Raw genomic sequence first — 23,597 nt, 5'->3', positions numbered from 1 at the left:
TTACGATTTAATTGTATGATGAATGCGTTCTAACAGAGGTGGTCACCATGAGCAAATCGCTGAACGTCATCTGGCAGTATCTTCGCGCCTTTATTCTTATATACGCCTGTTTATACGCAGGAAACTTTGTCTCCTCTCTGCTGCCTATCGCTATTCCAGGCAGCATTATCGGCATGCTGATTCTCTTCTTCCTGCTGGCCTTGCAGATTCTGCCGGCAAAATGGGTCAATCCGGGCTGCTATGTGCTTATTCGCTATATGGCGCTGCTGTTTGTGCCGATTGGCGTGGGGGTGATGCAGTATTACGACACGCTACGGGCGCAGTTCGGGCCGATTGTGGTCTCCTGTGCGGTCAGTACGCTTATTGTTTTCCTGGTGGTGAGCTGGAGCGCCCATCTTGCGCACGGCGATCGTAAAATTATCGGCGATAAAGGAACCAAAAAATGATGGCCAATATCTGGTGGTCGCTTCCCCTGACGCTGATTGTCTTTTTCGCGGCGCGCAGGCTGGGGATGCGTTATAAAATGGCGCTGCTCAACCCGCTGCTGGTGGCGATGGTGGTTATCATTCCGTTCTTGCTGCTGACCGGCATCCCCTATGATCACTACTTTCAGGGCAGCAAAATACTTAACGATCTGCTGCAGCCTGCGGTGGTGGCGCTTGCCTTTCCGCTCTATGAACAGCTACATCAAATCCGGGCGCGCTGGAAGTCCATCATCACCATCTGCTTTGCGGGCAGCGTGGTAGCGATGGTTACCGGCGCGGGCATCGCTCTGATGATGGGCGCGACGCCGGAAATCGCCGCCTCTATTTTGCCCAAATCGGTCACCACCCCCATTGCGATGGCGGTCGGCGGCAGTATCGGCGGCATTCCGGCTATCAGCGCGGTCTGCGTGATATTCGTCGGCGTGCTGGGGGCCGTGTTTGGCCACAGTCTACTGAACGCGATGCATATCAAAACAAAATCGGCGCGCGGTCTGGCAATGGGTACGGCTTCCCATGCGCTGGGAACGGCCCGCGCGGCTGAAATGGATTACCAGGAAGGGGCGTTCAGCTCGCTGGCGCTGGTGATTTGCGGAATTATCACATCGCTTATCGCCCCGTTTCTCTTCCCGCTGATTGTGGCCTTAGTCGGGTAAAAATTTGCGATGCGTCGCGCATTTTTCATTTGAATTTCATTAGTTGCATGAATAATGAGAAACAGATCACACAAACCGCCCCTGGCGGCTCGTACACTACGATCCCATTACTGATTATGAGGCAACGCCATGCAACCACGTTTTCACACTGCGTTTCCCGCCCTTGCGGATAACCTCCAGGCGGCCCTGGCGCCGCTGCTGGCGGACGCGGATTTTCCCGCCATGTTGAGCGCAGAGCAGGTTGCCGCCCTGCTTGACGCGACGGGGATGGACGAAGACGCGTTGGCTTTTGCGCTGTTACCCCTTGCGGCTGCCTGCGCGCGCGCCGATCTTTCTCACTTTAACGTCGGCGCGATTGCCCGCGGCGTCAGCGGGAACTGGTATTTCGGCGGAAATATGGAGTTTATCGGCTCGACCATGCAGCAAACCGTTCACGCTGAGCAAAGCGCCATCAGCCATGCCTGGCTGCGGGGCGAAACGGGCCTGCGCTCTGTCACCGTCAATTACACCCCCTGCGGCCACTGCCGTCAGTTTATGAACGAGCTGAATAGCGGCCTGTCGTTACGCATTAACCTGCCCGGACGCGCGCCCCATACATTAGCGGACTACCTGCCGGATGCCTTCGGCCCGAAAGATTTGCAGATCGAAACGCTGTTGATGGACGAGCAGAACCACGGCTTCGCCCTTTCCGGCGATGCGCTTTCGCAGGCGGCCATCAGCGCGGCCAACAGAAGCCATACGCCGTATTCTAAGGCACCTTCGGGCGTGGCGATTCTCTGCCGGGACGGGCGTATTTTCAGCGGCAGCTACGCTGAGAACGCGGCGTTTAACCCCACACTCCCTCCTCTGCAGGGGGCGCTCAATCTGCTGAGCCTGAGTGGCTATGACTACCCCGATATGCAACGTGCCGTGCTGGCCGAACGTGCGGACGCGCCCCTTACCCAGTGGGATGCTACCCTGGCGACCCTGCTTGCGCTGGGCTGTCTGAACGTCGAACGCGTGCTGCTCTGACTTGCTGCGGGCTTGCCCGCAGTGATGAAAAAGAACGCAATCAGACGCCTGTTCCTTGCGCTTGCCGAACGGGTAAAGTAGCCTGAGTGAAATTTAACCCTGCATTGAGTTTTCAGTATGTTGAAGCGTTTGTTATACAGCCTGTTAGTCCTGATTGGCTTACTGCTGTTGACTGCGCTCGGCCTGGATCGCTGGATCAGCTGGAAAACCTCGCCGTATATTTATGAAGATTTGCAGGATCTCCCCTGGCGTCAGGTGGGCGTGGTGCTGGGAACCGCCAAGTATTACCGCACCGGCGTCATCAATCAGTATTACCGTTACCGTATACAGGGCGCGCTCAACGCCTATAACAGCGGCAAAGTAAACTATCTGCTGCTGAGCGGCGATAACGCTCTGCAAAGTTATAATGAGCCGGTGACGATGCGCAAAGATTTGATTGCCGGCGGCGTGGATCCAGCGGATATCGTGCTGGATTACGCCGGTTTTCGCACTCTCGATTCCGTAGTGCGCACCCGCAAAGTCTTCGATACCAACGACTTTATTATGATTACGCAGCGCTTCCACTGCGAGCGCGCGCTGTTTATCGCTCAACATATGGGCATTCAGGCGCAATGCTATGCCGTGCCTTCGCCAAAAAATATGTGGAAGGTGCGTATCCGGGAATTTGCTGCAAGGCTGGGAACGGTGGCTGATTTATACCTGTTCAAACGCGAACCCCGCTTTTTAGGGCCGCTGGAGCCTATCCCCTCTTTAGAAGAGATACCGGCAGATGCGCAGGGCTACCCTGCGGTCACCGCCGGGCAACTGCTCGAACTGCAGAAAAAAGGGAAATAGCGTTGTTCATGTCGGCGGCGCATGGCGCGGATAGACCCGCGCTGGCCGTAGCAGAACATATTCACGTTCGGTAAGTTGCTGATGCGACATGGCAAAAGTCTGCTGTTTATCTGACCATATCCCCGTTAACGCGTTAAAACCAAGGGTTATTTCCCCCGCTGGCGTGGCGATAATATAGTCACCGCTTTTCAAATAGCCCGCGCGAAATACCAGGCGCAGCGGCGGCTTATTTTTAACGGTAAACTCAATTTTGCTAAAACCGGTTGGGACAGCGCAAAAATAATAGAACGGCAATTTATCAACTCTTACATCACCTAATTCAGCAATGACTTTTTTGTCTCGTAAAAGTTGCACAGATTTTAAAGTAAAGTTAATAAAATTATTTTTCTGCTGGGGTAAACGTTCAACTTGAAAAAGGACAATATTCACAGGTGCTCCCGCTGACACATAATATATTTGCATTCAGCGTAAGGAAAACTGGTCAAAATCACTCCAGGATTTTCCTCAAAACAAGAAACAGAATAGCGGGAGAAGTGTAAACAAATGAGAGAAAAAACAGGATGCAGGATATATTATATGCAGCAGACTGTAAGAAATTACAGCTGCTGCTTCATTAACCTGTGCGCAACAGGTTGTTTAAGCTACTTTATCTTCATACTGGTGCAAACTTTTCTGCAGATCGTAAATGAGGCTTTTAACCTTTTCAGGCGTCAGGCTGAAAAACTGCGAATCAAAAGTTGAACCGCCAGGCGCGTAAGGCGAGGTACTGTAGCCGAACTGAATAACCACCCCATTCATATCTTCCACTGCTCCTACCTGCCACCCATTGACGGGGAAGGCAGGAAATGTTGCTTTGCCGTTCATCCTAATCTCCTTGCGAATGTTGTGCTTAAATAAGCGTAGCACTGAAACAGCAATTAACAAGCTGATAAGCGCATAATCAGATAATTTTCTTTCGTCAGAAATTATATCTGTGACGGCACCAACGTTATTTCACCAAGACTAGGACTTTTCTTATCTACAATAATTTAAATGTGCATCTACATTTTTATTTCGCAAACGCAGCGAGATGGCCGGACCAGGCATCTGGTACAACATTTACTCTTATCTGACGAGGTGAGTTAATGAATTGTTACTGGCATGTTCATAAAAAAGGTGAGATCGAAGATTTATTCTACCCTATCCGGATTGGCGATCGTCTGTGCCTGATACTTAAAAATGGCGGGGCATTGTATCGCCAGATGAAATGGTGGCAAGCCCAGCGAGAGAATATCATCGCGGTCAGACAGATTATCTGACAGTTCATTTTTCTCGCAGGGAAAATTTATGGCCGCTGTTTTTTTAACAGATATTAAGGCCTGGCCGCCGCTGCGTTACATTCGCGAAATTAACGTTTCACAACTACTTTAAAATTCTGGCCTGCAAAGAGATAGATAATTATGACACCGACCGACAAGAAGCATCTTAACTATCCCCGTCCGCCGTTTGCGGAACAGCCGCAACAGCCGCCAGGGCTTGCTGCGGAAATGAAGCCCATCCCGGATCATGGCGAAACCAGCTATATTGGCTCTGGCCGTCTGGCGGGAAAACGGGCGCTGATTACCGGCGGTGACTCCGGTATCGGCCGCGCTGTGGCTATCGCTTTCGCCCGTGAAGGGGCCGACGTGGCAATTAACTTTTTGCCAGAAGAGCAAACGGATGCCGAAGCCGTTATCGCCCTGATTGCCGCAGAAGGCAGAAAAGCGGTTGCCCTGCCAGGCGATATCCGTGATGAAAGCTTCTGTCAACAGCTGGTCGCCAGCGCAGTACGCGAACTCGGCGGCCTGGACGTGCTGGTCAACAACGCCGGTCGCCAGCAGTACTGCGAATCTATCGAAGAGCTGACTACCGAAGCGTTTGACGCCACCTTTAAAACGAACGTCTATGCGCCGTTCTGGATCACCAAAGCCGCGATTCCGCACCTGCAGGAAGGGGCGGTAATTATCAACACTACTTCGGTCCAGGCCTACAAGCCGAGCGAAATTCTGCTCGATTACGCCCAGACCAAAGCCTGTAACGTTGCGTTTACCAAATCGCTGGCGCAACAATTGGGGCCGAAAGGCATCCGTGTGAATGCCGTAGCCCCCGGCCCGTACTGGACGCCGTTGCAGTCCAGCGGTGGCCAGCCACAGGAAAAAGTGAAACAGTTTGGCGCTTCTGCACCGCTGGGCCGCCCCGGCCAGCCGGTGGAGATTGCCCCGCTGTATGTCCTGTTTGCGTCGGACGAAAGTTCCTACGCCTCAGGCCAGGTCTGGTGTTCCGATGGCGGCACCGGCACCCTGTAAAAGGTATGGCAGGCTTCGGCCTGCCATTTATATTGAGCATAATGAATAGTTGTTGCCTGTCCTATCCGTACAGGTGATAAAATCACGCTGAAAAGTTCAACCAGCGCAACGGGAATAATGTTTCATTCTTCCATTGCCTGGTAATGAATCTTCTAATATCCTTGTTCCGCTTTTATAGGGCCATCCACCCTCGATACATAAGGCGCAACGTTCGCTGCTCGCAAGGTTAGCGGCAATAAAAGAGCCGCTATTTCTATTCGCTTTGTGAATTTTGTCAGCTACCATTAATAAATTGAGATTATTTTTTTATTGCCAGCGTTTCTTATTTCTGCTTCTATCGTAGATAAATTTTTTCTCGCTTTAAGCAATTTCTAATCTTTGCGAGCGTTGCGCCTTATCCTGGATGACCTGTTGAAATACCAAGCCATCAGGGGATGATACAATGCATTATACAAGGATCTTGATTTTGCCTGCGCTTTTGTTAAGCAGCAGCGCATACGCAGGCTGCCACTTTTATGTCCACGAGGATTATTACGTTAATGCCGTACAGCATTACACCGTCCCGCTGGCTGCCAGCGCCATCTCTGTGCCCCCCGGCGCGGCAACGGGCGCCGTTATTTTTGAACAGAAAGTAAATCTAAAAAACACGCCAAAGTTCAGCATTATGTGTGATGCTGTGGGTGATTTTATGCGAACCGAAAATTATGATTCCCATCCCTATCCGCCAATATCAACCGGTTCAAAAATCTATAAAACGAACATTGCTGGAATCGGCGTGAGGTTTCGCGCAGGCGACCCGCCTACCTACAGTTTCCCGGTAAATTACTATTCATCTACATGTGATGAGCAATATTGTAATTTTACAAAAGGCTGGGTTGCTGATACCACCATTCAACTTATTAAAACAGGCAATACGGTAGGCACCGGCGCGATTACCGGCGCCAGTCTCCCCACCTCTGTATATACCGCAGGGCAGTCTGGCAGCATGGTAGATATTTATAAAATCAATATCAGCGGCACGCTCAACGTGAATACCCCCACCTGTGATATTACTGCCGCCAGCCAGTCGATGGTGGTGCCCATGGGCAAGCATCACGTCGCGGACTTTTCCGGCGTCGGCTCTGGCACCGAATGGAAAGATGCCAGCATTCGCTTAAATAACTGCGGCCACTTTTACGGTAGCAGTTCAGCGGCTATTGCCAGCTTTGACGGTACAAGCAACGTCCCCCTGACAGACCTGACCAGTAACGCGGCTGTCGTTACCCTGACCCCGCTTGACGGCAACGTCAAGCCTGAGGAGGGGGTGATGGCGCTGAGCGACTCCTCCAGCGCAACGGGAATTGGAATCCAGCTTTCCAGCAGCGAGAGTGAAAGCGGTAAAATTAACCTTAACGCCGCGTATACTCAAATGCTGCCCAAAGATGGCACGACCAACTTTACTATTCCACTTTTCGCCCGTTATATTCAGACAGAAAATTCTATTGGCGCGGGTACCGCTAATGGTAAACTGGAATACACGATCACCTACCGGTAGATTTTACTGATCGAGAGAGGATGCATGGCGGCTCGCTGTCGCCATGCGTTATTACTCGTGCACGAAATATATTTTACTATTCACATTATGCATTTATTAAGTGTTACGGATAACTAGGGACTATTTATATTACTTAATTTTAACACCGGCATTTCATTGCGAGCATGTAAGCTCCTCTTCCCAGAGATATCTAATCTTAGCGAGAGTTGATTTTATGATGAAATAATCAGCCGCCATGGAGGTAATATAATGCTCTTTAAAAGGATTTTTGATTTTATCCACTCTGGTGTTTTCTTTGTTTAGCGCCCACGTCTACGCCAGCTGCGATTTTTTATGTCCACGACCAGTATACCGTCAACGCCACGAAGTACTACACGCTCCCGCTGGCAGCATCGGCTATTTCCGTCCCTGCTGGCGCTGCGGTCGGCAGCGTTATCTTTGAACAACAAATCAAGCTCAATAGCCAGGTGTTTAGCATCAAGTGCGATGCCGTAGGCGATTTTTATCGCCGTTGGGAGTATGCCTCCCTTCCCTTGCCGGAAACCTCATCTGGCTCACAAACGTATAAAACGGGAATTGAGGGGATAGGCGTCAGGTTCCATACCGGCAACTTCAATTTCCCGTCGTATCTCAAGGCTAAAAAATGTCTCGCTGCGAATAACATTCAGTTCTGCGATTACACTGAAGGCTGGACCGCCAACTCTACCCTGCAGTTTGTTAAGACAGGAAACGTAGTAAGCAGCGGCACTATTCCTGCCGTCAATATCCCTGTCGCGCTTTATACTGCCGGGCAGGACGGCAGCATGGTGAATATTTATCAAATTAACGTGAGCGGCAGTCTTACCGTTAATGTGCCTACCTGTGATATTAGCACTGCCAGTCAGTCCATGGTGGTGCCGATGGGCAAGCACCACGTCGCTGACTTTTCCGGCATCGGCTCCGGTACAGAATGGAAAAATGCCAGTATCGTGTTAAATAACTGCGGCCACTTTTATGGCAACAGCTCAACGCCCATCACCACCTTCGATGGCACAAGCAATATTCCGCTGGCAGGCTTAACCAGTAACGCGGCAGTTGTCAGCCTGACGCCGCTGGACGGCAAAATCAAGTCAGAGGACGGCGTTATGGCCCTGAGCAGTTCGTCCAGCGCAACGGGTATCGGCATCCAGCTCTCCAGCAGTGAAAGCGAAAGCGGTAAAATTAACCTCGATACGGGCTATGCCCAACCGCTGCCTAAGGATGGCTCACCCAACGTCACCATTCCGCTTTTTGCCCGTTATATTCAGACAGAAAACGCCATCGGTGCGGGTACTGCCAACGGTAAGCTGGAGTACACCATCAGCTACCGTTAGTCAGCTTTCTGAAAAGTCAGGTAATTTCCCGGCGCGATTACCATTCCTGGTTACGCTTGATCATAGGCCTGCTCCACCAGGCTAAAAGCACTCATTTTATGGCGACACAATGTCGCCATATCTTTCGCCAGGAGAAAAGATGAAGAACGAGACCTACTCTCATCCGCAGCGTGTGGATGGCTATGCGGGGCTGGGCGACTATGCCGCCATTGGCGATGGCCGTTCGGTGGCGTTGATTGCCCCGGACGGCTCGATTGACTGGTGGTGCGCGCCCAATATGGACTCCCCGCCCCTCTTCGATCGCATTCTTGACGCCGCCAGCGGCGGCTATTTTCAAATAGAGCCCACCGCTGAATATCGCGTTCATCGCCGTTACCGGGAAAACAGCAACGTGCTGGAAACCTGCTACGAGACCGCCTCCGGCAGCGTGGTGCTGACCGAATCGCTAAACAGTAACTACGCCGGGCGTCTGCCGTGGTGTGAACTGGCTCGCCGGGTCGAAGGCGTTGAAGGCGAAGTTGAACTGCGGCTGATGTTTGTGCCGGGAACCGCCTCCTGCACCCGCTCCCCGTGGATTCAGGATACGGACAAAGGCCAGGTGATTCACATTGGCGATTTGATGGCGATGCTGCGCACCTCGGACGAGGTGGACATCACCCTTTACGACGATCACGCTATCGAAGGCACCTTCACCGCCCGCAAAGGGGTGCGCTCAATGGTTGCCCTACTGGTAAGCCATAAAGAGCCGCTGGCCGTTCCTTCGCTGGAGAAAATCGACGGCCATATTGATATTTCCGACCACGTGTGGCGGCTGTGGTGCGAGAGCCTGACCTATGAAGGCATCTTCCCGGAGCATGTAAAACGTTCAGCGCTGGCGCTGAAATTCCTGCTGTACTCGCCGACCGGCGCGCTGGCAGCGGCTCCCACAACCTCCCTGCCGGAAGGTATTGGCGGCGAAAAGAACTATGACTATCGCTACGCCTGGACGCGCGACGCCTGCATGATCATTCGCGCATTCACGGTGATTGGCGCGCTGGAAGAGTGCAAGGCGGCGTTTTCGTGGCTGACCAATACCATCCTGCGTCACGACGGTAAAGTGCGGGTTTGCTATACCCTGGACGGCGGCATCGTCCCGGCGGAAAGTTATCCGCCGCTGAGCGGCTATAAAAATTCCCGACCGGTGCGGATTGGTAATAACGCCCGCGATCAGCAGCAGCTCAGCATGTACGGCGATCTGCTGGCTACCGCCCTGCTGTTTGTGCGCGCAGGCCATGTGCTGGATCTCACCACCGCCCGGCTGCTTGCCTCGCTGGCGAATACCTGCGCCGACATCTGGAAGCAGACGGATTCCGGCATCTGGGAACTGCACGATCTGCAACACTATACCCACTCAAAAATGACCTGCTGGGTAACGCTGGACATTGCCGCGTACCTGGCGCGGGAGGGGCATCTGGAAGCCACATGGGTGGCGCGCTGGGAGCGGGAAAAAACCCGCATTGAGGCGTGGATAGAGTCAAACTGCTGGTCGGAGGAAAAACAGGCTTACACCTTTTATGCCGGAACCGACAGGCTGGACGCCTCTTTATGCCTCACCTGGCACTACGGCAAGCACTGTAACCCGCAGCGCATGCAGTCAACCCTGGACGCCATTATCAACGAGCTGGGCCACGGCAAGCCAATGCTCTATCGCTACAGCGACGTAGAGCAGGAGGAGAGCACCTTTGTCGCCTGTTCGTTCTGGCTGGTTGAGGCGCTGGCGGAGATGGGTGATAAAAAACGCGCCAGGGAGTGTATGGACGCCATCCTGGAGACGCTCTGCGATAAGGGCAATGTGGAGACGTTCAATGAGATGTTTGATGTGCGTAGCGGGGAGTGGCGCGGCAACGTGCCGCAGGGGTTAAGCCATCTGGCGCTGATTTGCGCCGCCGATGCGCTTTCCAGATAGGGCATTCCGGATGCGGCGTAACAACGCCGCATCCGGGTACTGATTATTACTTCTTACGCGCGTATTTCAGTGAGTCCAGCGCCACCGCAAAGATAATGATGCCGCCTTTGATGATGTACTGCCAGTAAGGGTTGATGCCGATATAGGTCAGGCCGTAGTTGATAACGGTGAAGATAATCACACCGGTCACCACGCCCAGCACCGTTCCCACGCCGCCGCTAAAGGAGACGCCGCCCACCACGCAGGCTGCGATGGCGTCCAGCTCGTACATAAAGCCCAGGTTGTTGGTGGCAGAGCCGATACGCCCGGCTTCCAGCATGCCGCCGAAGGCGTAGAAAACACCGGACAGCGCGTAGATCATCAGCAGGTTGAGGGCCACGTTCACGCCAGACACTTTTGCCGCTTCCGGGTTACCGCCGATGGCGAAAATGTTTTTGCCGAAGCGGGTTTTGTTCCACAGTACCCAAACGAAGGCGACCGCAATCAACGCGTAGAAGGTGATGTAAGAGAGGCGGAACGACCCCAGCGCAATAAAGCCCTGCGTAAAGGTGGAGAAACCGCTGTCGAAGCCGGAAATCGGCGACGCGCCGACAAAATCGTAATACAGGGAGTTGATACCATAAACGATGATCATCGTACCCAGCGTGGTGATAAACGGCGTTACGTTCAGGTACGCGATGATGATGCCGTTAATCAGACCGATGATCGCGCCAATCACGCAGACGATAGCGACAACCACAATGATCGGCATGGTTTGCAGATCCGGGAAAACTTTGTTGACGTTTTCCATGGACTGCAGCAGCGTGGCCGCCACTACCGCCGCCAGCCCGACCTGGCGACCGGCGGAAAGGTCAGTCCCCTGGGTCACAATCAGCCCCGCCACGCCCAGTGCGATGATAATACGCACCGAGGACTGGGTCAGTATGTTACTTAAGTTGAGCAAACTTAAGAACGTCGGGTCCTGGAAAATAATAATCGCCAGTAACACTAAAAGAACGACGTAAATTCCGCCTTCTTTCAGGTAAGTGAGAAAAGTTTTTTTATTTAACGCACTCATGAGGAGCCCCTGATCTTAAAGGTGCAAAGACGCAAGACGCAAAATTTCGTTTTGCGTTGTCGTTTTAGTGTCAACAATTCCGGCAACGAGACCATTGCTCATTACCAGGATACGGTCAGTGATACCTAACAGTTCCGGCATTTCAGAAGAGATGATAATAATTCCCTTCTCTTTTTTCGCCAGTTCGGCAATCAGCTGATAAATTTCGAACTTCGCCCCGACGTCAATACCGCGCGTCGGTTCATCGAGCATTAATATTTCCGGCTGGGTCAGTAGCCAGCGGCCAATAATCACTTTCTGCTGGTTACCACCGGACAGCGATCCGATTTGAGTGCGATGGCCTGGCGTTTTTACGCGCATCGAGTCAATAACCCACTGGGTATCGCTCTTCATCCGCGAATTATCCAGTAAACCCACTTTGTTTTTATAATTCTGGATATTGGATATTAAAGAGTTAAAACCAATGTCCAGATAGGCGTAAATCCCCGTCGAACGGCGTTCTTCCGTCACCAGCGCGAAACCGTTATTAATGGCTTCATTGGCAGTATGGTTATTAATATTCCTGCCGTGCAGTTTAATGGTTCCCGCCGCTTTTTCGCGGATACCAAACAGCGTTTCGACAATATCCGTGCGCTTGGCCCCAACCAGACCCGCAATGCCAAGGATCTCGCCTTTATGTAGATCAAATGAGACATCGCGGATAGAGGGCTGGCGCAACGAGGTCAGGTTACGCACTTCGAGAATGGTTTCCCCTGGTGTGTTCTGCCGATCCGGGAAGCGCTGGTTCAGGGAACGGCCGACCATCATGGCGATGATCTTATCCATATCCAGTCCTTCAAGCGGCTGGGTGGCAATCCACTGACCATCACGAAGAATGGTAATTTCATCGCACAGCTGGAAGATCTCTTCCATTTTGTGCGAGATGTAAACAATACCGCAGCCGCGTTCTTTCAGCTTGCGAATAATTTTGAAGAGATGGTTAACTTCTTTTTCGGTCAGCGAAGAAGTCGGTTCGTCCATGATGACAATTTTAGCGTCATAAGAAAACGCCTTCGCAATTTCGATCATCTGCATTTGCGATACGGATAATGTGCCTACGCGCGCCCGCGGATCGATATCAATATCCAGCTCATCAAAAATTGCTTTTGTATCACGGTACATCTTGTCCTGATCGACAAACATGCCTTTGGTCGGATAGCGACCCAGCCACATGTTATCCATTACAGAACGTTGCAACACCAGGTTAAGCTCCTGATGAACCATCGAGATACCATTTTCCAGCGCTTCTTTGGCGGAGTGGAAATCGATCTCTTTACCCTGAAAAATAATGCTGCCGGAATCTTTCTGGTAGATCCCAAAAAGGCATTTTAATAATGTTGATTTACCCGCACCGTTCTCACCCATTAACGCATGAATGGAATGAGGGCGGACTTTTAAATTGACATTATCGAGCGCCTTTACGCCTGGAAAAGACTTGTTGATATTGCTCATTTCCAACAAGAATTCACCGGACGACTGAGTATTATTGCTGACCATAATTCTACCTTGTTGGCCTGGCATAGCGTGTTATAAAGGGCGCAACGAATTGCGCCCGGTGAGACAGACTTAAAATAAATTATTTACCGAGAAACTCGGACAGGTTGTCTTTATCTACGCCAACGTAAGGAACGCGGACGATTTTATTGTCGATTTTCCACTCGGTGCCGTCAGCCGCGCCTTTACCGTCGGCGAGGTTCTTCGCCAGGTCAAAGGTGGCTTTCGCCTGGTTGTTGGCATCGTTAAGCACCGTACCGGCCAGCGCACCGGATTTCACCAGCGCCAGCGCTTCTGGCAGGGCGTCAACGCCGAATACCGGAATAGAAGATTTGTTGTGCGCTTTCAGCGCTTCTACCGCACCCATTGCCATCGCATCGTTGTTAGCGATAACCACTTCGATTTTGTTAGCGTTCGGGCCAGAGAGCCAGGCGTCCATTTTGTCTTTCGCCTGAGCGGTATCCCACATCGCGGTATCTAACTGCAGCTGCTGGGTTTTCAGACCCTTGTCATTCAGCTCTTTGATAACGTAGGTGGTGCGTGCTTCGGCATCCGGGTGGCCCGGCTCGCCTTTCAGCAGAACGAACTGAATCTGACCGTCTTTGTTCAGGTCCCACTCTTTATTCGCCGCCCAGTGTTTAGCGATCAGATCGCCCTGGATGATACCGGATTCTTTGGAGTCGGTGCCCACGTAAAACGCTTTGTCATAGCTATCCAGCGCTTTGCGGTTCGGCTCTTTGTTGAAGAACACAATCGGCACGTTCTGGCCGCGCGCTTTTTCAATAACGGTGCCTGCGGCAGCCGGGTCAACCAGGTTGATAGCCAGAGCCTTCACCCCTTTCGCCAGCAATACGTCAATCTGATCGTTCTGTTTGGACTGGTCGTTCTGGGAGTCGTTCATCAGCAGCTGCACATCCGGCGCTGCTTTAGCGTCTTTCTCAATGGCTTTACGGACAACGGACATAAAGTTGTCGTCATACTTGTAGATGGTCACACCAATACGGGTATCTGCTGCGTGTGCGGCTGCGCCGAAAAGCATACTTGCCATAACAGCGGACAGGGTCAACACCTTCTTATTCATGGTATCTCCGGTTTTATTATGCAGGGTAGTTCTTGTGAATAACGATCGACAGGCCAGTAGGTTAATGAAACGTTACTGTTGGCCGAACTTCACTCAACAATGCTTTCTTCCGTGAGGGGCAACGCTCCAGTGATGCGCTTTTTATGGGTATCCGGGGGCTGACGAACGCTGGCAACGAGGCGAAACTGCGTTACATTCTGTTTCAGCTCCTGAAACGCTGACATCATAGTCAGCGCCTTGTTAAGATACTGTGAATTTACTCACAGATTGAAAACGGTTACATCACTGAGTTTTATAAGTTAGTGATCGCACCCACAGTTTGCCGAATAGCAACTGAATGGCGGCGCACTAAAGTTGGCATGAAACAGTGGCTTGCGCTGATATCCAGCGTGCCCGCCGCCCCCTGTAACGCCAGTTCAGTGGCCAGCCGGGCCATAGAGGCGATAGGGTAACGGACGGTGGTCAGCTGCGGGTCGGTATAGCGGGCGATAGGGATATCATCAAAGCCGATCAGCGACAGATGATGCGGCACCGCAATCCCGTTGTCTTTCAGGGCGGTCAGCGCCCCTGCCGCCATGCTGTCGTTATAGGCAAAAACAGCGGTAAGCTGCAGGTTGCGCCCAAGCAGTTCCACCATTGCCGCCTCGCCGCCCGGCATATCCGGCGAGCCGGTGCCGACCCAGCCATCGGGGGCGGCTATCCCCTGCTCCGCCAGCGCCCGGAACCAGCCTTCCCGGCGCATGTCGTCATCCTCAATCTGATGGCTGGAAGCCAGATAGCCGATCCGCTGATGGCCGTGGTTAAGCAGCATCCGCGTCGCCATCATCGCCCCGCTGACGTTATCAAGGGAGACGCAGCGATGCGCATAACCCGCCACGACGCGGTTTATCAGCACCATGCCGGGAATCTGCTCCATAAAGCCGGCAAGTTCTTCATCGCTCAACGCTTTTGAGTGCACAATCAGCGCGTTACAGCGCTGGCGAATCAGCACTTCAATCGCGTGGCGCTCTTTCTCCGCCTCGTGGTAGCTGTTACCGATAAGCACATACTTCTGGTGCTGCTGGGCAACAGTATCCACCGCCTTCACCAGCGCGCCAAAGAAGGCATCGGAAACATCCATCACCACCACGCCGATGGTATCGCTGACCTGCGTCGCCAGCGCCTGGGCATTGGCATTTGGGCGATAGCCAAGCTGGGCCACCGCCTTCATCACCGTCTCGCGCGTCTCCTGGCTGACCAGCGCGCTATTGTTCAGCACGCGGGAAACCGTCGCGACGGAAACGCCCGCCTGACGGGCTACGTCACGAATGGTGATCATAGATATACACCTTGAGTGGATTACGGCGGCTCACGGACACCCCCTGTGTTTAGCAAGGGGGCTATTCTCTCAGTCTGGTGAATATGACTGCGTGAGTGACATCACACGGATGGAAACGGTTACATCCGTTTTGTTAACGATTGTGATCCAGATCGTTATCTGGATGTGCGAGGAAATGCGCTGCCCGACGCACGGGCGGTTAACTGTCGCCAGAGCCATTCAACCGGTCCCTGGCGGAAACGGCGCAGCCAGAAGAGGGAAAAGAGGATATTGATCGCCCAGACAGCAGGCACAAAGGCCACCAGCTGCAAACGGTCGAAGTGGTTAAAGAGGCCAAATCGATAGAATAGCGTGGTGCAAATCAGCGTTTGCAGCAGGTAGTTACTCAGCGCCATGCGCCCGACGCAGGCCACCGCGGCAACGATTTTCCATTTGCTGAGATGCTGCCAGAAGCCCAGAATCAGCGCGACATAGCCCAGCACCTGCACGGGCGCGCTAAGCTCTCGCGGGGCCTGCAGAAGAAAGGCGCACCAGCGATACGCCCAGCCCAGCTGCCACTGGGCGACGATAGCCGGAACGTTAACCGCCATGCCCACCAGTACCAGCAGCGCGCCGGTTCGCCGATAGTGGCGCTGGCTGAACTGCCCTTTCAGCCAACCGCTGCGCATCAGCGCCGCGCCAAGCAGCATCAGCCCGGCAAGCTGCCAGCCGTATTGCGCCCCCAGCGCCAGCAGGCTGCTGGAGAGCAGGTCGGCCCGGTTGCCGATGGCCTCTACCAGGCCGCCGGTGGTTTTCCACCAGCTTTCGTACTGCACATCCGCCAGGCCCGGTAGCCAGGAGCGGTTCGGCGCATTGCCGGAGATGGCCCCCAGTAAAAGCAGCACCGCAATGCCGATGAGGTAAAGCACCAGGCCGATATTAAACAGCGTTTTTACGCTTTGCGCGTCGCGCACCATTCGCCAGCTGATAAGCCCCACCAGCCCGTAGGCCAGCAGGATATCGCCGTCCCAGAACAGCAAGCCATGCATAAACCCCAGCAGTACAAGCAGGGTTAAACGGCTCTGGATCCAGCGTTTGCCGCGCGGCAGCAGCATTTGCAGGCCAGCGCCAAACAGCAGTGCGAAGAGGGAGAGGAATTTTACCTGCGCGAAGAGGTCAAGCAGCGCCCAGCTCCAGGCGTCGCTTAAGGATGCGGAGCCGTCCCAGGCGGGGTTGAGATAGGCCGCCTTCGGCAGGCCGAAGGCGGTAATGTTCAGCAGCAGGATGCCGAGAATGGCGACGCCGCGAATAAAATCCAGCGCGACGTTTCTCTCCATTTCCCCGACGCCCTTAATCAATTATGGTGACGCACGGCGCGCAGGAACTCCTGACGCGTATTCTGGCTGGATTTAAACAGCCCGCCCAGCGAGGTGGTGGTCGTGGCGCTGGTGGCGTCACGAATACCGCGCGCTTTAACGCAGTAGTGTACCGCGTCGATGGAGACGGCAACGTTGTTGGTACCGAGCAGCGTTTGCAGCGCGGTGAGGATCTGCTGCGTCAGCCGCTCCTGAACCTGCGGGCGCTGGGCGAAGAACTGTACGATACGGTTAATTTTAGAGAGGCCAATCACCGCATCTTTCGGGATATAGGCCACCGTCGCCTTACCGTCAATGGTAACGAAGTGGTGCTCACAGGTGCTGGTCAGGGTGATATCGCGCACCGTCACCATCTCATCCACTTTCATCTTATTTTCGATAACGGTGATCTTAGGGAAATTGGCGTAATCCAGCCCCGAAAAGATCTCATCAACGTACATTTTGGCGATGCGGTGCGGCGTTTCCATCAGACTGTCATCATTCAGGTCGAGATTAAGCAGTTGCATAATCTCCGTCATATGACCGGCTATCAGACGCTTGCGGGTTTCGTTATCCATTTCGCGCACGGGCGGGCGCAGCGGTGTTTCAAGGCCGCGGGCGACCAGGGCTTCATGAACGAGAGCCGCTTCTTTACTGAGTGATGACATTTTTGTTCTCCTGCAGGTGTGGCGTCTTCGCCGTGTAACGGGCGAAGCGAGCGATCATTGTGCGTGAGGTCGCGCACAGAATCCAGTGGTCGCGGCGATAATTAATGAAATTGCTCCAGCCTGTTAAGCTGACCTTTTCCACACCAGAAGCCCGCCGACGACTAACGCGGCCCCGGCCAGCCATAGCGCGGGCTCCAGCCGGTGCGTAAGCCAGGTAGAGAGTGACGAGGTCATCGGGCCAATCAGCTGCCCGACGGCGTAGCCGGTGGTCAACAGCCCCGCCATGTAACGGCTGTGCTTTGGCGCCAGTTCCCGGCCATAAAGAAGAGACAGCTGCACCGCGCAGAGAAAACCGCCGCCAACCAATAACGCCCCCGTCACCAGACCGCCTAACCCCGGCAGCACGCCGGAAGCCACCACGCCCAGCCCCTGCAGCCAGAGCACCACCGCCAGCCGCTGATTGCTGCTGCCAACGTTGCGCAGCGCAATGCTCAGGGCGATGCCCACCATCGACGCCGCGCCGAAAACCGGCCAGACAAACTGCGCGAACAGGCTGCCGGGAAAACGCAGCGCCGCCATCTGCGATAAAAAGGTGGCGGGCAAAATATACCCCAGCCCTGCCAGGCTGTAGCTCCAGACCAGACGTTTCAGATCCGGCGTTAAGCGCAGCGGTTCAGGTTGCTCCCCTGCCCGGTGAAGCTGTCCGGCACGCGGCAGATAGCGGCCCACCAGCAAAATCAGCACCAGCGCCAGAACGCCATACACCTGCCAGGCAGCAGCCGCAGACAGCCCGCGGGACTGAATCGCCACCGCCAGCAGGCCGCTCAGCACGATACCGGCACCGGGGCCAGCGAACACGGCGGCGCTGAGGCCGGGGCGGGCGTAGTGCGCCAGCCGTTCGTTAGTCCAGGCCGCGGTTAGCACCAGCCCCCAGCCGCTCATCGCGCCGATAATCAGCCGCAGTGCGCCGTGTATCATGGCGTTGTCCGCTAAAGAGGAGAGAAAGGTCAACGCTACCGCCCCGGTTATACCCAGCCACAAGCGCGCTTCGATATGACGTTTTCCCCGCATCGCATCCCATGCGCCCAGCAAATAGCCCAGGTAGTTCATTGCCGCCACCAGCCCGGCGCTGGTCAAAGTAAGCTGACCGTCGCGGATCATCAGCGGCACCTGCGGGGTAAAGGCAAAGCGGCCGATTCCCATCGCCACAATCAGTGAAATAAACCCGCATAACGCGATACGTATCGCCATGACTCACTCATAAGTTAATAAAAAGTTAAATTTATGATGCATTATGAGGCTGCTAAGGAAAAGTGAAAGTTACTCACGGCGGGAGGAATAATCTGTATTATGAAGGGCTGTCACGTTTACTCACCACTCTCGAAGGAGCCTTGCATGGAACTGCTTGAAGAGCACCGCTGTTTTGGGGGCCGCCAGCAGCGCTGGCGGCACGACTCCGCCGTACTGAACTGCCCGATGACCCTGAGCGTGTTTCTACCGCCGGAGCGGGAAAACACGCCGCCGCCGGTCCTCTATTTTCTCTCTGGCCTGACCTGCACTGACGAAAACTTTACCACCAAAGCGGGGGCCCAGCGGCTGGCCGCCGAGCTGGGAATAGCGTTAGTGATGCCGGACACCAGCCCCCGTGGCGATGAGGTGGCGGACGCCGACAGTTACGATTTAGGCAAAGGGGCCGGGTTTTATCTGAACGCCACCGAACAGCCGTGGGCTGCGCACTACCGGATGTACGACTATCTGCGCGATGAGCTGCCTGCGCTGATGAAGAGTCAGTTCGCGGTTAGCGAGCGTTGCGCCATCAGCGGGCATTCGATGGGCGGCCACGGGGCGCTCGTCATGGCGCTAAAAAACCCCGGCCGTTTTAGCAGCGTCTCTGCCTTCGCGCCTATCGTCAACCCGGCGAAGGTGCCCTGGGGGCAGAAAGCGTTCAGCGCCTATTTAGGCGCGGATGAAGCAGCGTGGCAGGCGTGGGATAGCTGCGCGCTCTTAAGGGCTAGCAAAGCGGAAGCGGCCATTCCGATGCTTATCGACCAGGGCGACAACGACCCGTTTTTGGCGGAGCAGCTGCAGCCGGAACGGCTGGCTCAGGCGGCAGAGCAGGCAGCATGGCCGCTGACGCTGCGCATTCAGCCCGGCTACGACCACAGCTATTACTTCATCGCCTCGTTTATTGAGGATCATCTGCGCTTCCATGCGCAGCATCTGTTGGGGTAAGGGAGCCGGGCAGCGCCCTATGCGGAAAATCCCGGGTGCGCATGCGCTTACCCGGGCTACATACCGGGTAGCCCGGATAAGCTTTTGCGCATCCGGGGAAACTCCCCCCAATCAGAAGCGGTAATCCACCGCCATAAAGTAGCGGCGTCCATCTTCGTTGTAGCTGTAATCGTCGCGGCTGAGATCTTTATCCCCCAGATTCAGCACGCCGGTACGAAGCTTCACGTTTTTGGTCGCCTGCCACGCCGCGCCCGCGTTCCAGATAACATAGCCGCCAGGGGTGGTGCCCTGGGATACCGAGCGCTTCTCGCCGGTGTAATTGCCGGACACGTAGAATGACCAGTCCTGTAATGGCCGCCAGTCGAGGGTGCCGTTAGCGGTATGGAACGGCAGTTCCTGTAAGGGCTTATTGCCGCCGTCGCTCAGATCCCGTCCGTCGTTATAGGTGTAGTTCAGCGTCAGTTTCCACTCTTCGCCAAAAGGCACTTTCAGTTCGGTCTCCAGCCCCTGTACCCGAGCTTTGTTGACGTTGTAATAGCGGAACACCGGCACCCGCGTACCGCGATCGTTGGTGTAATAGCCAACAAAGTTGGAATAGCCCGGCGCGGCATTGATATCACCGGTGCGGCTGATGTTGATCATGTCGTCAACGTTGTTCTGGAACGCTGTTACGCTGGCTTCGACGCCTTCCAGCCATGACTCTTCGCCATAGTAGTAAAGCCCAAGCTCAAAGCTTTCGCTGGTTTCCGGTTTCAGATCCGGGCTGCCGACAATGCGGCAGCCGCCGCGGCAGGAGTTAGTGGCCCAGTCCGGGCTAAGCTGTAACAGCGAAGGCGCTTTAAACGCCGTTGCCCAGCCGCCTTTGACGGTCAGCGTGTCGGTCGCGTTCCACACCAGATAGGCGCGCGGGCTCCAGTGATCGCCATAGGTTTCATGGTCATCCATGCGCACGCCGGTGGTCAGCGCCAGCGGTTCAAAAATGCGCCATTCATCTTCAATAAACAGCGCGTACTGGCTGGCGGAGGTGTCAGAGCTTGAGCCGCCGGTGAGGTTTACCGGATCTTCCAGCTTGTCATGACGCCACTCGCCGCCGACGGTAATAAACTGGTTAAGCGGCTCAAGCGGCATCACAAACTTGCCGTCAACGGTGTTGTTTTCCGACACGATGGGGCTGCTGTTGCCGGGGTTTTTATTATCGATTTTTTCGCCGTAGAATTTCAGCTCGCTGTTGCCCACATCCCAGCGGCCATTATGGCTCAGGGAATAGTTCTGCCTGTCAAGACGGTTTTTGTCCAGCGAATCGGAGTCGCGGTCCTGGCGGTCGTAGCCATAGCCGGCGGTAAAATCATGGTTGGCATTCGGGGTCCAGGCGAGTTCAACGTTGCCATCGCGGCTGGTAAAGCCCTCGATGCGCGGCGATTCGCCGGTCGCGGAGGTGCTGGACGCCTGCTGATCGTCTTTTTCGCGCTTCGCCACGTTGCCGTAGGCTTTCAGGCCGAGCACGCCGTCTACCAGCGGGCCGCTGGTAAAGAACTGGCCGTTCCAGGTGTCGCCGCGATCGCGGTGCTCCTGCACGGTGGTGTCCGCCGTGACGCTACCGCTCCAGCGCTGGCCGATTTTTTTGGTGATGATATTCACGACCCCGCCAAGGGCGTCGGAACCGTACAGCGAAGACATCGGGCCGCGTACCACTTCAATTCGTTCAATGGCGTCTACCGGGATCCAGTTAAGATCGAAATCATTGTGGCGGAATACCGCGTTACGGGAGTTGACGCGCTTGCCGTCAATGAGAATCAGCGTGTAGCTGCTGTCGAGTCCGCGCAGGCTCACGCCTTTGCGGTTATCCCCGGCGTTGGTGAGCTGTACGCCGGGAACCTCGCGCAATACGTCGCTCAGGTTTTGCACCGGCTTACGCTGCAAATCCTCCTGGGTGACGACGCTGATGCTCGCCGGGGCGTCTTTCAGGTTCTGCTCGGTGGCGGCGGCGGTAACAACCAGCGTATCGCCCTCTTCCACAGCAGCGATAACAGGCAGCGCAAGGGTCATCGCGGACGCGCACAGCCCTCCCCTGACGATGGGATTCAACCTAAACATTCCGTTTCTCCATGAAATAAAAAATCAGGCTCACACTGCGCCCTGCTCTTTCCGCTACGTCGGCGGCGAGATGCTGTTATCAGGCAGGCTACGGCACGAAACGCACCGGCAAATTTCAAACGCGTTAACCTTAATGTAAATAATAATGATTATCAATTCAGTTGTTAAAAGTTATGTAAAGGTGTGAATTTCTGTAAGGAAGGAGAAAAGAAAAAACCCTCCGCACGGGAGGGTTTGAGAAAGGCAGGTTTACTTAGTGAAACGCTCGGGGAAGACCATCTCTTTATAGCTAACAAAGCGAGTGCCGCGGGTCAGCTTGTAGCCGAACCAGATAACCAGGAACAGCGGAATGCCAATATAGGTCGCGGCCACCGCGCCCCAGTCGATGGTATCTGCCAGGAACGCTTCGTAGTTCTGGCCAAGCGTGATAATCAGGCACAGCACAAAAGCGAAGATCGGCCCCAGGGGGAAGAACCCGGAACGATACGGCAGGTCTTTCAGATCGTGCCCCTGCAAGACATAACCACGGCGGAAACGATAGTGGCTGATGGCGATACCCAGCCAGGCGATAAAGCCGGTCATGCCGGAGGTGTTAAGCAGCCACAGGTAGACCGTCTGGTTGCCAAACATGGAGGTTAAGAAGCACAGACCGGCAATGACCGTGGTGGCGTAGAGCGCATTACGCGGCACGCCGCCTTTTGACAGCTTCGCGAAAATACGCGGCGCTTTGCCGTCGCAGGCCAGGGTGTAAAGCATACGGGTAGAGGCGTACATCCCGGAGTTGCCCGCCGACAGCACTGCCGTCAGGATAACGGCGTTCATCACCGCCGCGGCAGAGAGCAGCCCGGCATGCTGGAACACCAGGGTGAAAGGGCTGACGGAGATGTCTTTCACATCGTTACACAGCAGGCTCGGATCGGTATACGGAATGATCAGGCTGATAATTAAAATAGCGAAGACGTAGAACAGCAGGATACGCCAGAAGACCTGCCGCACGGCGCGCGGAATGTTCTTCTCCGGGTCTTCGGATTCACCCGCCGCGATACCGATAAGTTCAGTGCCCTGGAAAGAGAAACCGACAATCATCGCCACGCCGATCATCGCCGATAGCCCACCGGCAAACGGCGCCTCGCCAATGCTCCAGTTGCTCCATCCGGCCGGCTGGTCGCCCTGGAAAATGCCGACGATCATCATCAGACCGACAATGATAAAGATAATTACGGTAGCGACTTTGATAAGCGAAAACCAGTATTCCGCCTCGCCGAAGCCTTTTACCGAGATGTAGTTAAGCAGGAAAATTACGCACAGGAAGATGGCGCTCCAGATCCAGCCCGGCGTGTCCGGGAACCACCAGCTCATCACCAGCTGCGCCGCCACCAGGTCAACGGCGATAGTCACCGCCCAGTTGTACCAGTAGTTCCAGCCCAGCGCGAAGCCGAAGCCCTCTTCAACGTACTGCTGGCCATACGTGGCGAAAGAGCCGGAAACCGGCATATAAGCCGCCAGCTCGCCGAGGCTGGTCATCAGGAAGTAAACCATCAGGCCGATAAGAATATAGGAAAAGAGCGCGCCGCCCGGGCCCGCCGCTGAAATTGTCGCCCCAGATGCGACAAACAGCCCTGTACCGATGGAGCCGCCAATGGCGATCATCGTCAGGTGACGCGCCTTTAATTCACGGCGAAGCGTGGGCGCTTGTGTGGTTTTAGTTTCGGAAACCATAAGAAAATGCTGTCCATCCAAAAAATGAGGCGCGATTGTAGCAAACGATCCGCCATCCTTCCGGTACAAAAACCGTTTTATAAGAGACCTTCATGATAGGCGATGAATTATAAGTAAAGCAGAGAATAGCCGACGCGCGCAGGAAGATTGCCGCCCCGGCTGACGCGCCAGCCATCAGGGCTGGCAGTAGCGCAAAAAGCGTTGAAGCGCGCTGGAGAGATGCTTTTGCCGGTGGCGAATCCGCCACAGGGTGCGCACCATTTTTGGCAGCGGCACGTTGATCTCCTTAAGCTTGCCGCTCTCCAGCTGTTCGGCGATAACGCGCCGCGACAGGCAGCTGATGCCCAGTCCATGACGCACCGCGTGTTTGATCGCCTCGGAGTTTCCCAGCTCCATGCCAAGATGAATTTCAGGCAGATGCGA

The 23,597-nt window shown here is 54.7% G+C and carries 23 protein-coding genes; 10 read left to right on the top strand and 13 right to left on the bottom strand.

Annotated features, from left to right (window positions below):
- Nucleotides 1-47: 47 nt before the first annotated feature.
- From ENTHG_RS02225 to sanA, 4 genes are all read left to right on the top strand, one after another.
- Nucleotides 48-446 (top strand): CidA/LrgA family protein, encoded by a 399-nt coding sequence (locus tag ENTHG_RS02225; protein ID WP_044173032.1) that lies wholly within the window; start codon nucleotides 48-50, stop codon nucleotides 444-446.
- On the top strand, nucleotides 443-1,138 hold the full coding sequence (locus ENTHG_RS02220) for a CidB/LrgB family autolysis modulator (RefSeq protein ID WP_044173030.1): 696 nt from the start codon (nucleotides 443-445) through the stop codon (nucleotides 1,136-1,138). The genes ENTHG_RS02225 and ENTHG_RS02220 overlap by 4 nt, the downstream gene beginning before the upstream one ends.
- 129 nt (nucleotides 1,139-1,267) lie before the next feature.
- Nucleotides 1,268-2,149 carry a cytidine deaminase gene (gene cdd / locus ENTHG_RS02215; RefSeq protein WP_044173029.1) on the top strand — a complete coding sequence of 294 codons (882 nt, stop codon included), beginning with the start codon at nucleotides 1,268-1,270 and terminating at the stop codon, nucleotides 2,147-2,149.
- A 117-nt stretch (nucleotides 2,150-2,266) separates the two neighbouring features.
- Entirely contained in the window at nucleotides 2,267-2,983 is a 717-nt protein-coding gene (sanA, locus tag ENTHG_RS02210) for an outer membrane permeability protein SanA (protein ID WP_044173026.1), read from the top strand.
- Nucleotides 2,984-2,989: 6 nt separating this feature from the next.
- On the opposite strand, the gene ENTHG_RS02205 is transcribed toward sanA, so the two are convergent.
- Both ENTHG_RS02205 and ENTHG_RS02200 read right to left on the bottom strand, forming a co-directional pair.
- Nucleotides 2,990-3,412, bottom strand: coding sequence for a hypothetical protein (locus tag ENTHG_RS02205; protein WP_044173024.1), 423 nt, complete (start codon nucleotides 3,410-3,412; stop codon nucleotides 2,990-2,992).
- 207 nt (nucleotides 3,413-3,619) lie between these two features.
- On the bottom strand, nucleotides 3,620-3,847 hold the full coding sequence (locus tag ENTHG_RS02200; protein ID WP_044173023.1) for a phage domain protein: 228 nt from the start codon (nucleotides 3,845-3,847) through the stop codon (nucleotides 3,620-3,622).
- A gap of 260 nt (nucleotides 3,848-4,107) precedes the next feature.
- Between ENTHG_RS02200 and ENTHG_RS25570 the strand changes: the two genes are divergently transcribed.
- From ENTHG_RS25570 to ENTHG_RS02180, 5 genes are all read left to right on the top strand, one after another.
- The gene (locus ENTHG_RS25570) at nucleotides 4,108-4,281 is read left to right on the top strand and encodes a hypothetical protein (protein WP_154657533.1); all 174 of its coding nucleotides are present in this window, start codon (nucleotides 4,108-4,110) and stop codon (nucleotides 4,279-4,281) included.
- A gap of 141 nt (nucleotides 4,282-4,422) precedes the next feature.
- Nucleotides 4,423-5,307, top strand: coding sequence for an SDR family oxidoreductase (locus tag ENTHG_RS02195; protein WP_044173021.1), 885 nt, complete (start codon nucleotides 4,423-4,425; stop codon nucleotides 5,305-5,307).
- 586 nt (nucleotides 5,308-5,893) lie between these two features.
- Nucleotides 5,894-6,841: a fimbrial protein gene (locus ENTHG_RS02190; RefSeq protein ID WP_161624510.1), complete on the top strand. Its 948-nt coding sequence runs from the start codon at nucleotides 5,894-5,896 to the stop codon at nucleotides 6,839-6,841.
- A gap of 326 nt (nucleotides 6,842-7,167) precedes the next feature.
- The gene (locus ENTHG_RS25390) at nucleotides 7,168-8,193 is read left to right on the top strand and encodes a fimbrial protein (protein ID WP_425325297.1); all 1,026 of its coding nucleotides are present in this window, start codon (nucleotides 7,168-7,170) and stop codon (nucleotides 8,191-8,193) included.
- A 139-nt stretch (nucleotides 8,194-8,332) separates the two neighbouring features.
- The gene (locus tag ENTHG_RS02180) at nucleotides 8,333-10,138 is read left to right on the top strand and encodes a glycoside hydrolase family 15 protein (protein ID WP_044173016.1); all 1,806 of its coding nucleotides are present in this window, start codon (nucleotides 8,333-8,335) and stop codon (nucleotides 10,136-10,138) included.
- A 46-nt stretch (nucleotides 10,139-10,184) separates the two neighbouring features.
- Here the strand turns inward: ENTHG_RS02180 and mglC are convergent, their stop codons facing one another.
- The 8 genes from mglC to ENTHG_RS02145 form a co-directional block, all read right to left on the bottom strand.
- Nucleotides 10,185-11,195, bottom strand: a complete 1,011-nt coding sequence (gene mglC / locus ENTHG_RS02175; RefSeq protein ID WP_044173014.1) for a galactose/methyl galactoside ABC transporter permease MglC — start codon at nucleotides 11,193-11,195, stop codon at nucleotides 10,185-10,187.
- Nucleotides 11,196-11,210: 15 nt separating this feature from the next.
- Nucleotides 11,211-12,731 carry a galactose/methyl galactoside ABC transporter ATP-binding protein MglA gene (gene mglA, locus ENTHG_RS02170; protein WP_044173012.1) on the bottom strand — a complete coding sequence of 507 codons (1,521 nt, stop codon included), beginning with the start codon at nucleotides 12,729-12,731 and terminating at the stop codon, nucleotides 11,211-11,213.
- Between the two features lie 79 nt (nucleotides 12,732-12,810).
- Entirely contained in the window at nucleotides 12,811-13,809 is a 999-nt protein-coding gene (gene mglB / locus ENTHG_RS02165; RefSeq protein WP_044173011.1) for a galactose/glucose ABC transporter substrate-binding protein MglB, read from the bottom strand.
- Between the two features lie 89 nt (nucleotides 13,810-13,898).
- Complete coding sequence (locus ENTHG_RS25565) at nucleotides 13,899-14,036, bottom strand: hypothetical protein (RefSeq protein WP_154657532.1); 138 nt, start codon at nucleotides 14,034-14,036, stop codon at nucleotides 13,899-13,901.
- A 65-nt stretch (nucleotides 14,037-14,101) separates the two neighbouring features.
- Entirely contained in the window at nucleotides 14,102-15,127 is a 1,026-nt protein-coding gene (gene galS, locus ENTHG_RS02160; protein WP_044173008.1) for an HTH-type transcriptional regulator GalS, read from the bottom strand.
- A 155-nt stretch (nucleotides 15,128-15,282) separates the two neighbouring features.
- On the bottom strand, nucleotides 15,283-16,443 hold the full coding sequence (yeiB, locus tag ENTHG_RS02155) for a DUF418 domain-containing protein YeiB (RefSeq protein ID WP_044178878.1): 1,161 nt from the start codon (nucleotides 16,441-16,443) through the stop codon (nucleotides 15,283-15,285).
- Nucleotides 16,444-16,460: 17 nt separating this feature from the next.
- Nucleotides 16,461-17,129, bottom strand: a complete 669-nt coding sequence (gene folE, locus ENTHG_RS02150) for a GTP cyclohydrolase I FolE (protein WP_044173007.1) — start codon at nucleotides 17,127-17,129, stop codon at nucleotides 16,461-16,463.
- 123 nt (nucleotides 17,130-17,252) lie between these two features.
- Nucleotides 17,253-18,380, bottom strand: coding sequence for a YbfB/YjiJ family MFS transporter (locus tag ENTHG_RS02145; protein ID WP_044173005.1), 1,128 nt, complete (start codon nucleotides 18,378-18,380; stop codon nucleotides 17,253-17,255).
- A gap of 144 nt (nucleotides 18,381-18,524) precedes the next feature.
- Here ENTHG_RS02145 and fghA point away from each other — a divergent pair, with 144 nt between their 5' ends.
- A complete protein-coding gene (gene fghA / locus ENTHG_RS02140; RefSeq protein ID WP_044173003.1) occupies nucleotides 18,525-19,361 on the top strand; it encodes an S-formylglutathione hydrolase in 837 nt (278 codons plus the stop codon).
- Nucleotides 19,362-19,472: 111 nt separating this feature from the next.
- Here the strand turns inward: fghA and cirA are convergent, their stop codons facing one another.
- The 3 genes from cirA to ENTHG_RS02125 all read right to left on the bottom strand — a co-directional run.
- Nucleotides 19,473-21,455, bottom strand: coding sequence for a catecholate siderophore receptor CirA (gene cirA, locus ENTHG_RS02135; protein ID WP_044173001.1), 1,983 nt, complete (start codon nucleotides 21,453-21,455; stop codon nucleotides 19,473-19,475).
- 249 nt (nucleotides 21,456-21,704) lie between these two features.
- Nucleotides 21,705-23,174 carry an amino acid permease gene (locus ENTHG_RS02130; protein WP_044172997.1) on the bottom strand — a complete coding sequence of 490 codons (1,470 nt, stop codon included), beginning with the start codon at nucleotides 23,172-23,174 and terminating at the stop codon, nucleotides 21,705-21,707.
- Between the two features lie 174 nt (nucleotides 23,175-23,348).
- Nucleotides 23,349-23,597 (bottom strand): LysR substrate-binding domain-containing protein (locus ENTHG_RS02125; protein WP_044172996.1); only part of this gene is annotated, 249 nt, incomplete at its 5' end.

Source organism: Phytobacter massiliensis JC163, from assembly GCF_000321045.1.
Lineage (GTDB): Bacteria > Pseudomonadota > Gammaproteobacteria > Enterobacterales > Enterobacteriaceae > Phytobacter_A > Phytobacter_A massiliensis.
Note: the sequence above shows the minus strand (reverse complement) of the source record. Positions and strands in the feature narration are given on the sequence as shown.

Excerpts from the sequence above, each read along its gene's own strand:
- ENTHG_RS02225 (WP_044173032.1), top strand. The coding sequence starts at position 48 with ATGAGCAAATCGCTGAACGTCATCTGGCAGTATCTTCGCGCCTTTATT.
- ENTHG_RS02220 (WP_044173030.1), top strand. The coding sequence starts at position 443 with ATGATGGCCAATATCTGGTGGTCGCTTCCCCTGACGCTGATTGTCTTT.
- cdd (WP_044173029.1), top strand. The coding sequence starts at position 1,268 with ATGCAACCACGTTTTCACACTGCGTTTCCCGCCCTTGCGGATAACCTC.
- sanA (WP_044173026.1), top strand. The coding sequence starts at position 2,267 with ATGTTGAAGCGTTTGTTATACAGCCTGTTAGTCCTGATTGGCTTACTG.
- ENTHG_RS02200 (WP_044173023.1), bottom strand. The coding sequence starts at position 3,847 with ATGAACGGCAAAGCAACATTTCCTGCCTTCCCCGTCAATGGGTGGCAG.
- ENTHG_RS25570 (WP_154657533.1), top strand. The coding sequence starts at position 4,108 with ATGAATTGTTACTGGCATGTTCATAAAAAAGGTGAGATCGAAGATTTA.
- ENTHG_RS02195 (WP_044173021.1), top strand. The coding sequence starts at position 4,423 with ATGACACCGACCGACAAGAAGCATCTTAACTATCCCCGTCCGCCGTTT.
- ENTHG_RS02180 (WP_044173016.1), top strand. The coding sequence starts at position 8,333 with ATGAAGAACGAGACCTACTCTCATCCGCAGCGTGTGGATGGCTATGCG.
- mglC (WP_044173014.1), bottom strand. The coding sequence starts at position 11,195 with ATGAGTGCGTTAAATAAAAAAACTTTTCTCACTTACCTGAAAGAAGGC.
- mglA (WP_044173012.1), bottom strand. The coding sequence starts at position 12,731 with ATGGTCAGCAATAATACTCAGTCGTCCGGTGAATTCTTGTTGGAAATG.
- mglB (WP_044173011.1), bottom strand. The coding sequence starts at position 13,809 with ATGAATAAGAAGGTGTTGACCCTGTCCGCTGTTATGGCAAGTATGCTT.
- ENTHG_RS25565 (WP_154657532.1), bottom strand. The coding sequence starts at position 14,036 with ATGATGTCAGCGTTTCAGGAGCTGAAACAGAATGTAACGCAGTTTCGC.
- galS (WP_044173008.1), bottom strand. The coding sequence starts at position 15,127 with ATGATCACCATTCGTGACGTAGCCCGTCAGGCGGGCGTTTCCGTCGCG.
- yeiB (WP_044178878.1), bottom strand. The coding sequence starts at position 16,443 with ATGGAGAGAAACGTCGCGCTGGATTTTATTCGCGGCGTCGCCATTCTC.
- folE (WP_044173007.1), bottom strand. The coding sequence starts at position 17,129 with ATGTCATCACTCAGTAAAGAAGCGGCTCTCGTTCATGAAGCCCTGGTC.
- ENTHG_RS02145 (WP_044173005.1), bottom strand. The coding sequence starts at position 18,380 with ATGGCGATACGTATCGCGTTATGCGGGTTTATTTCACTGATTGTGGCG.
- fghA (WP_044173003.1), top strand. The coding sequence starts at position 18,525 with ATGGAACTGCTTGAAGAGCACCGCTGTTTTGGGGGCCGCCAGCAGCGC.
- cirA (WP_044173001.1), bottom strand. The coding sequence starts at position 21,455 with ATGTTTAGGTTGAATCCCATCGTCAGGGGAGGGCTGTGCGCGTCCGCG.
- ENTHG_RS02130 (WP_044172997.1), bottom strand. The coding sequence starts at position 23,174 with ATGGTTTCCGAAACTAAAACCACACAAGCGCCCACGCTTCGCCGTGAA.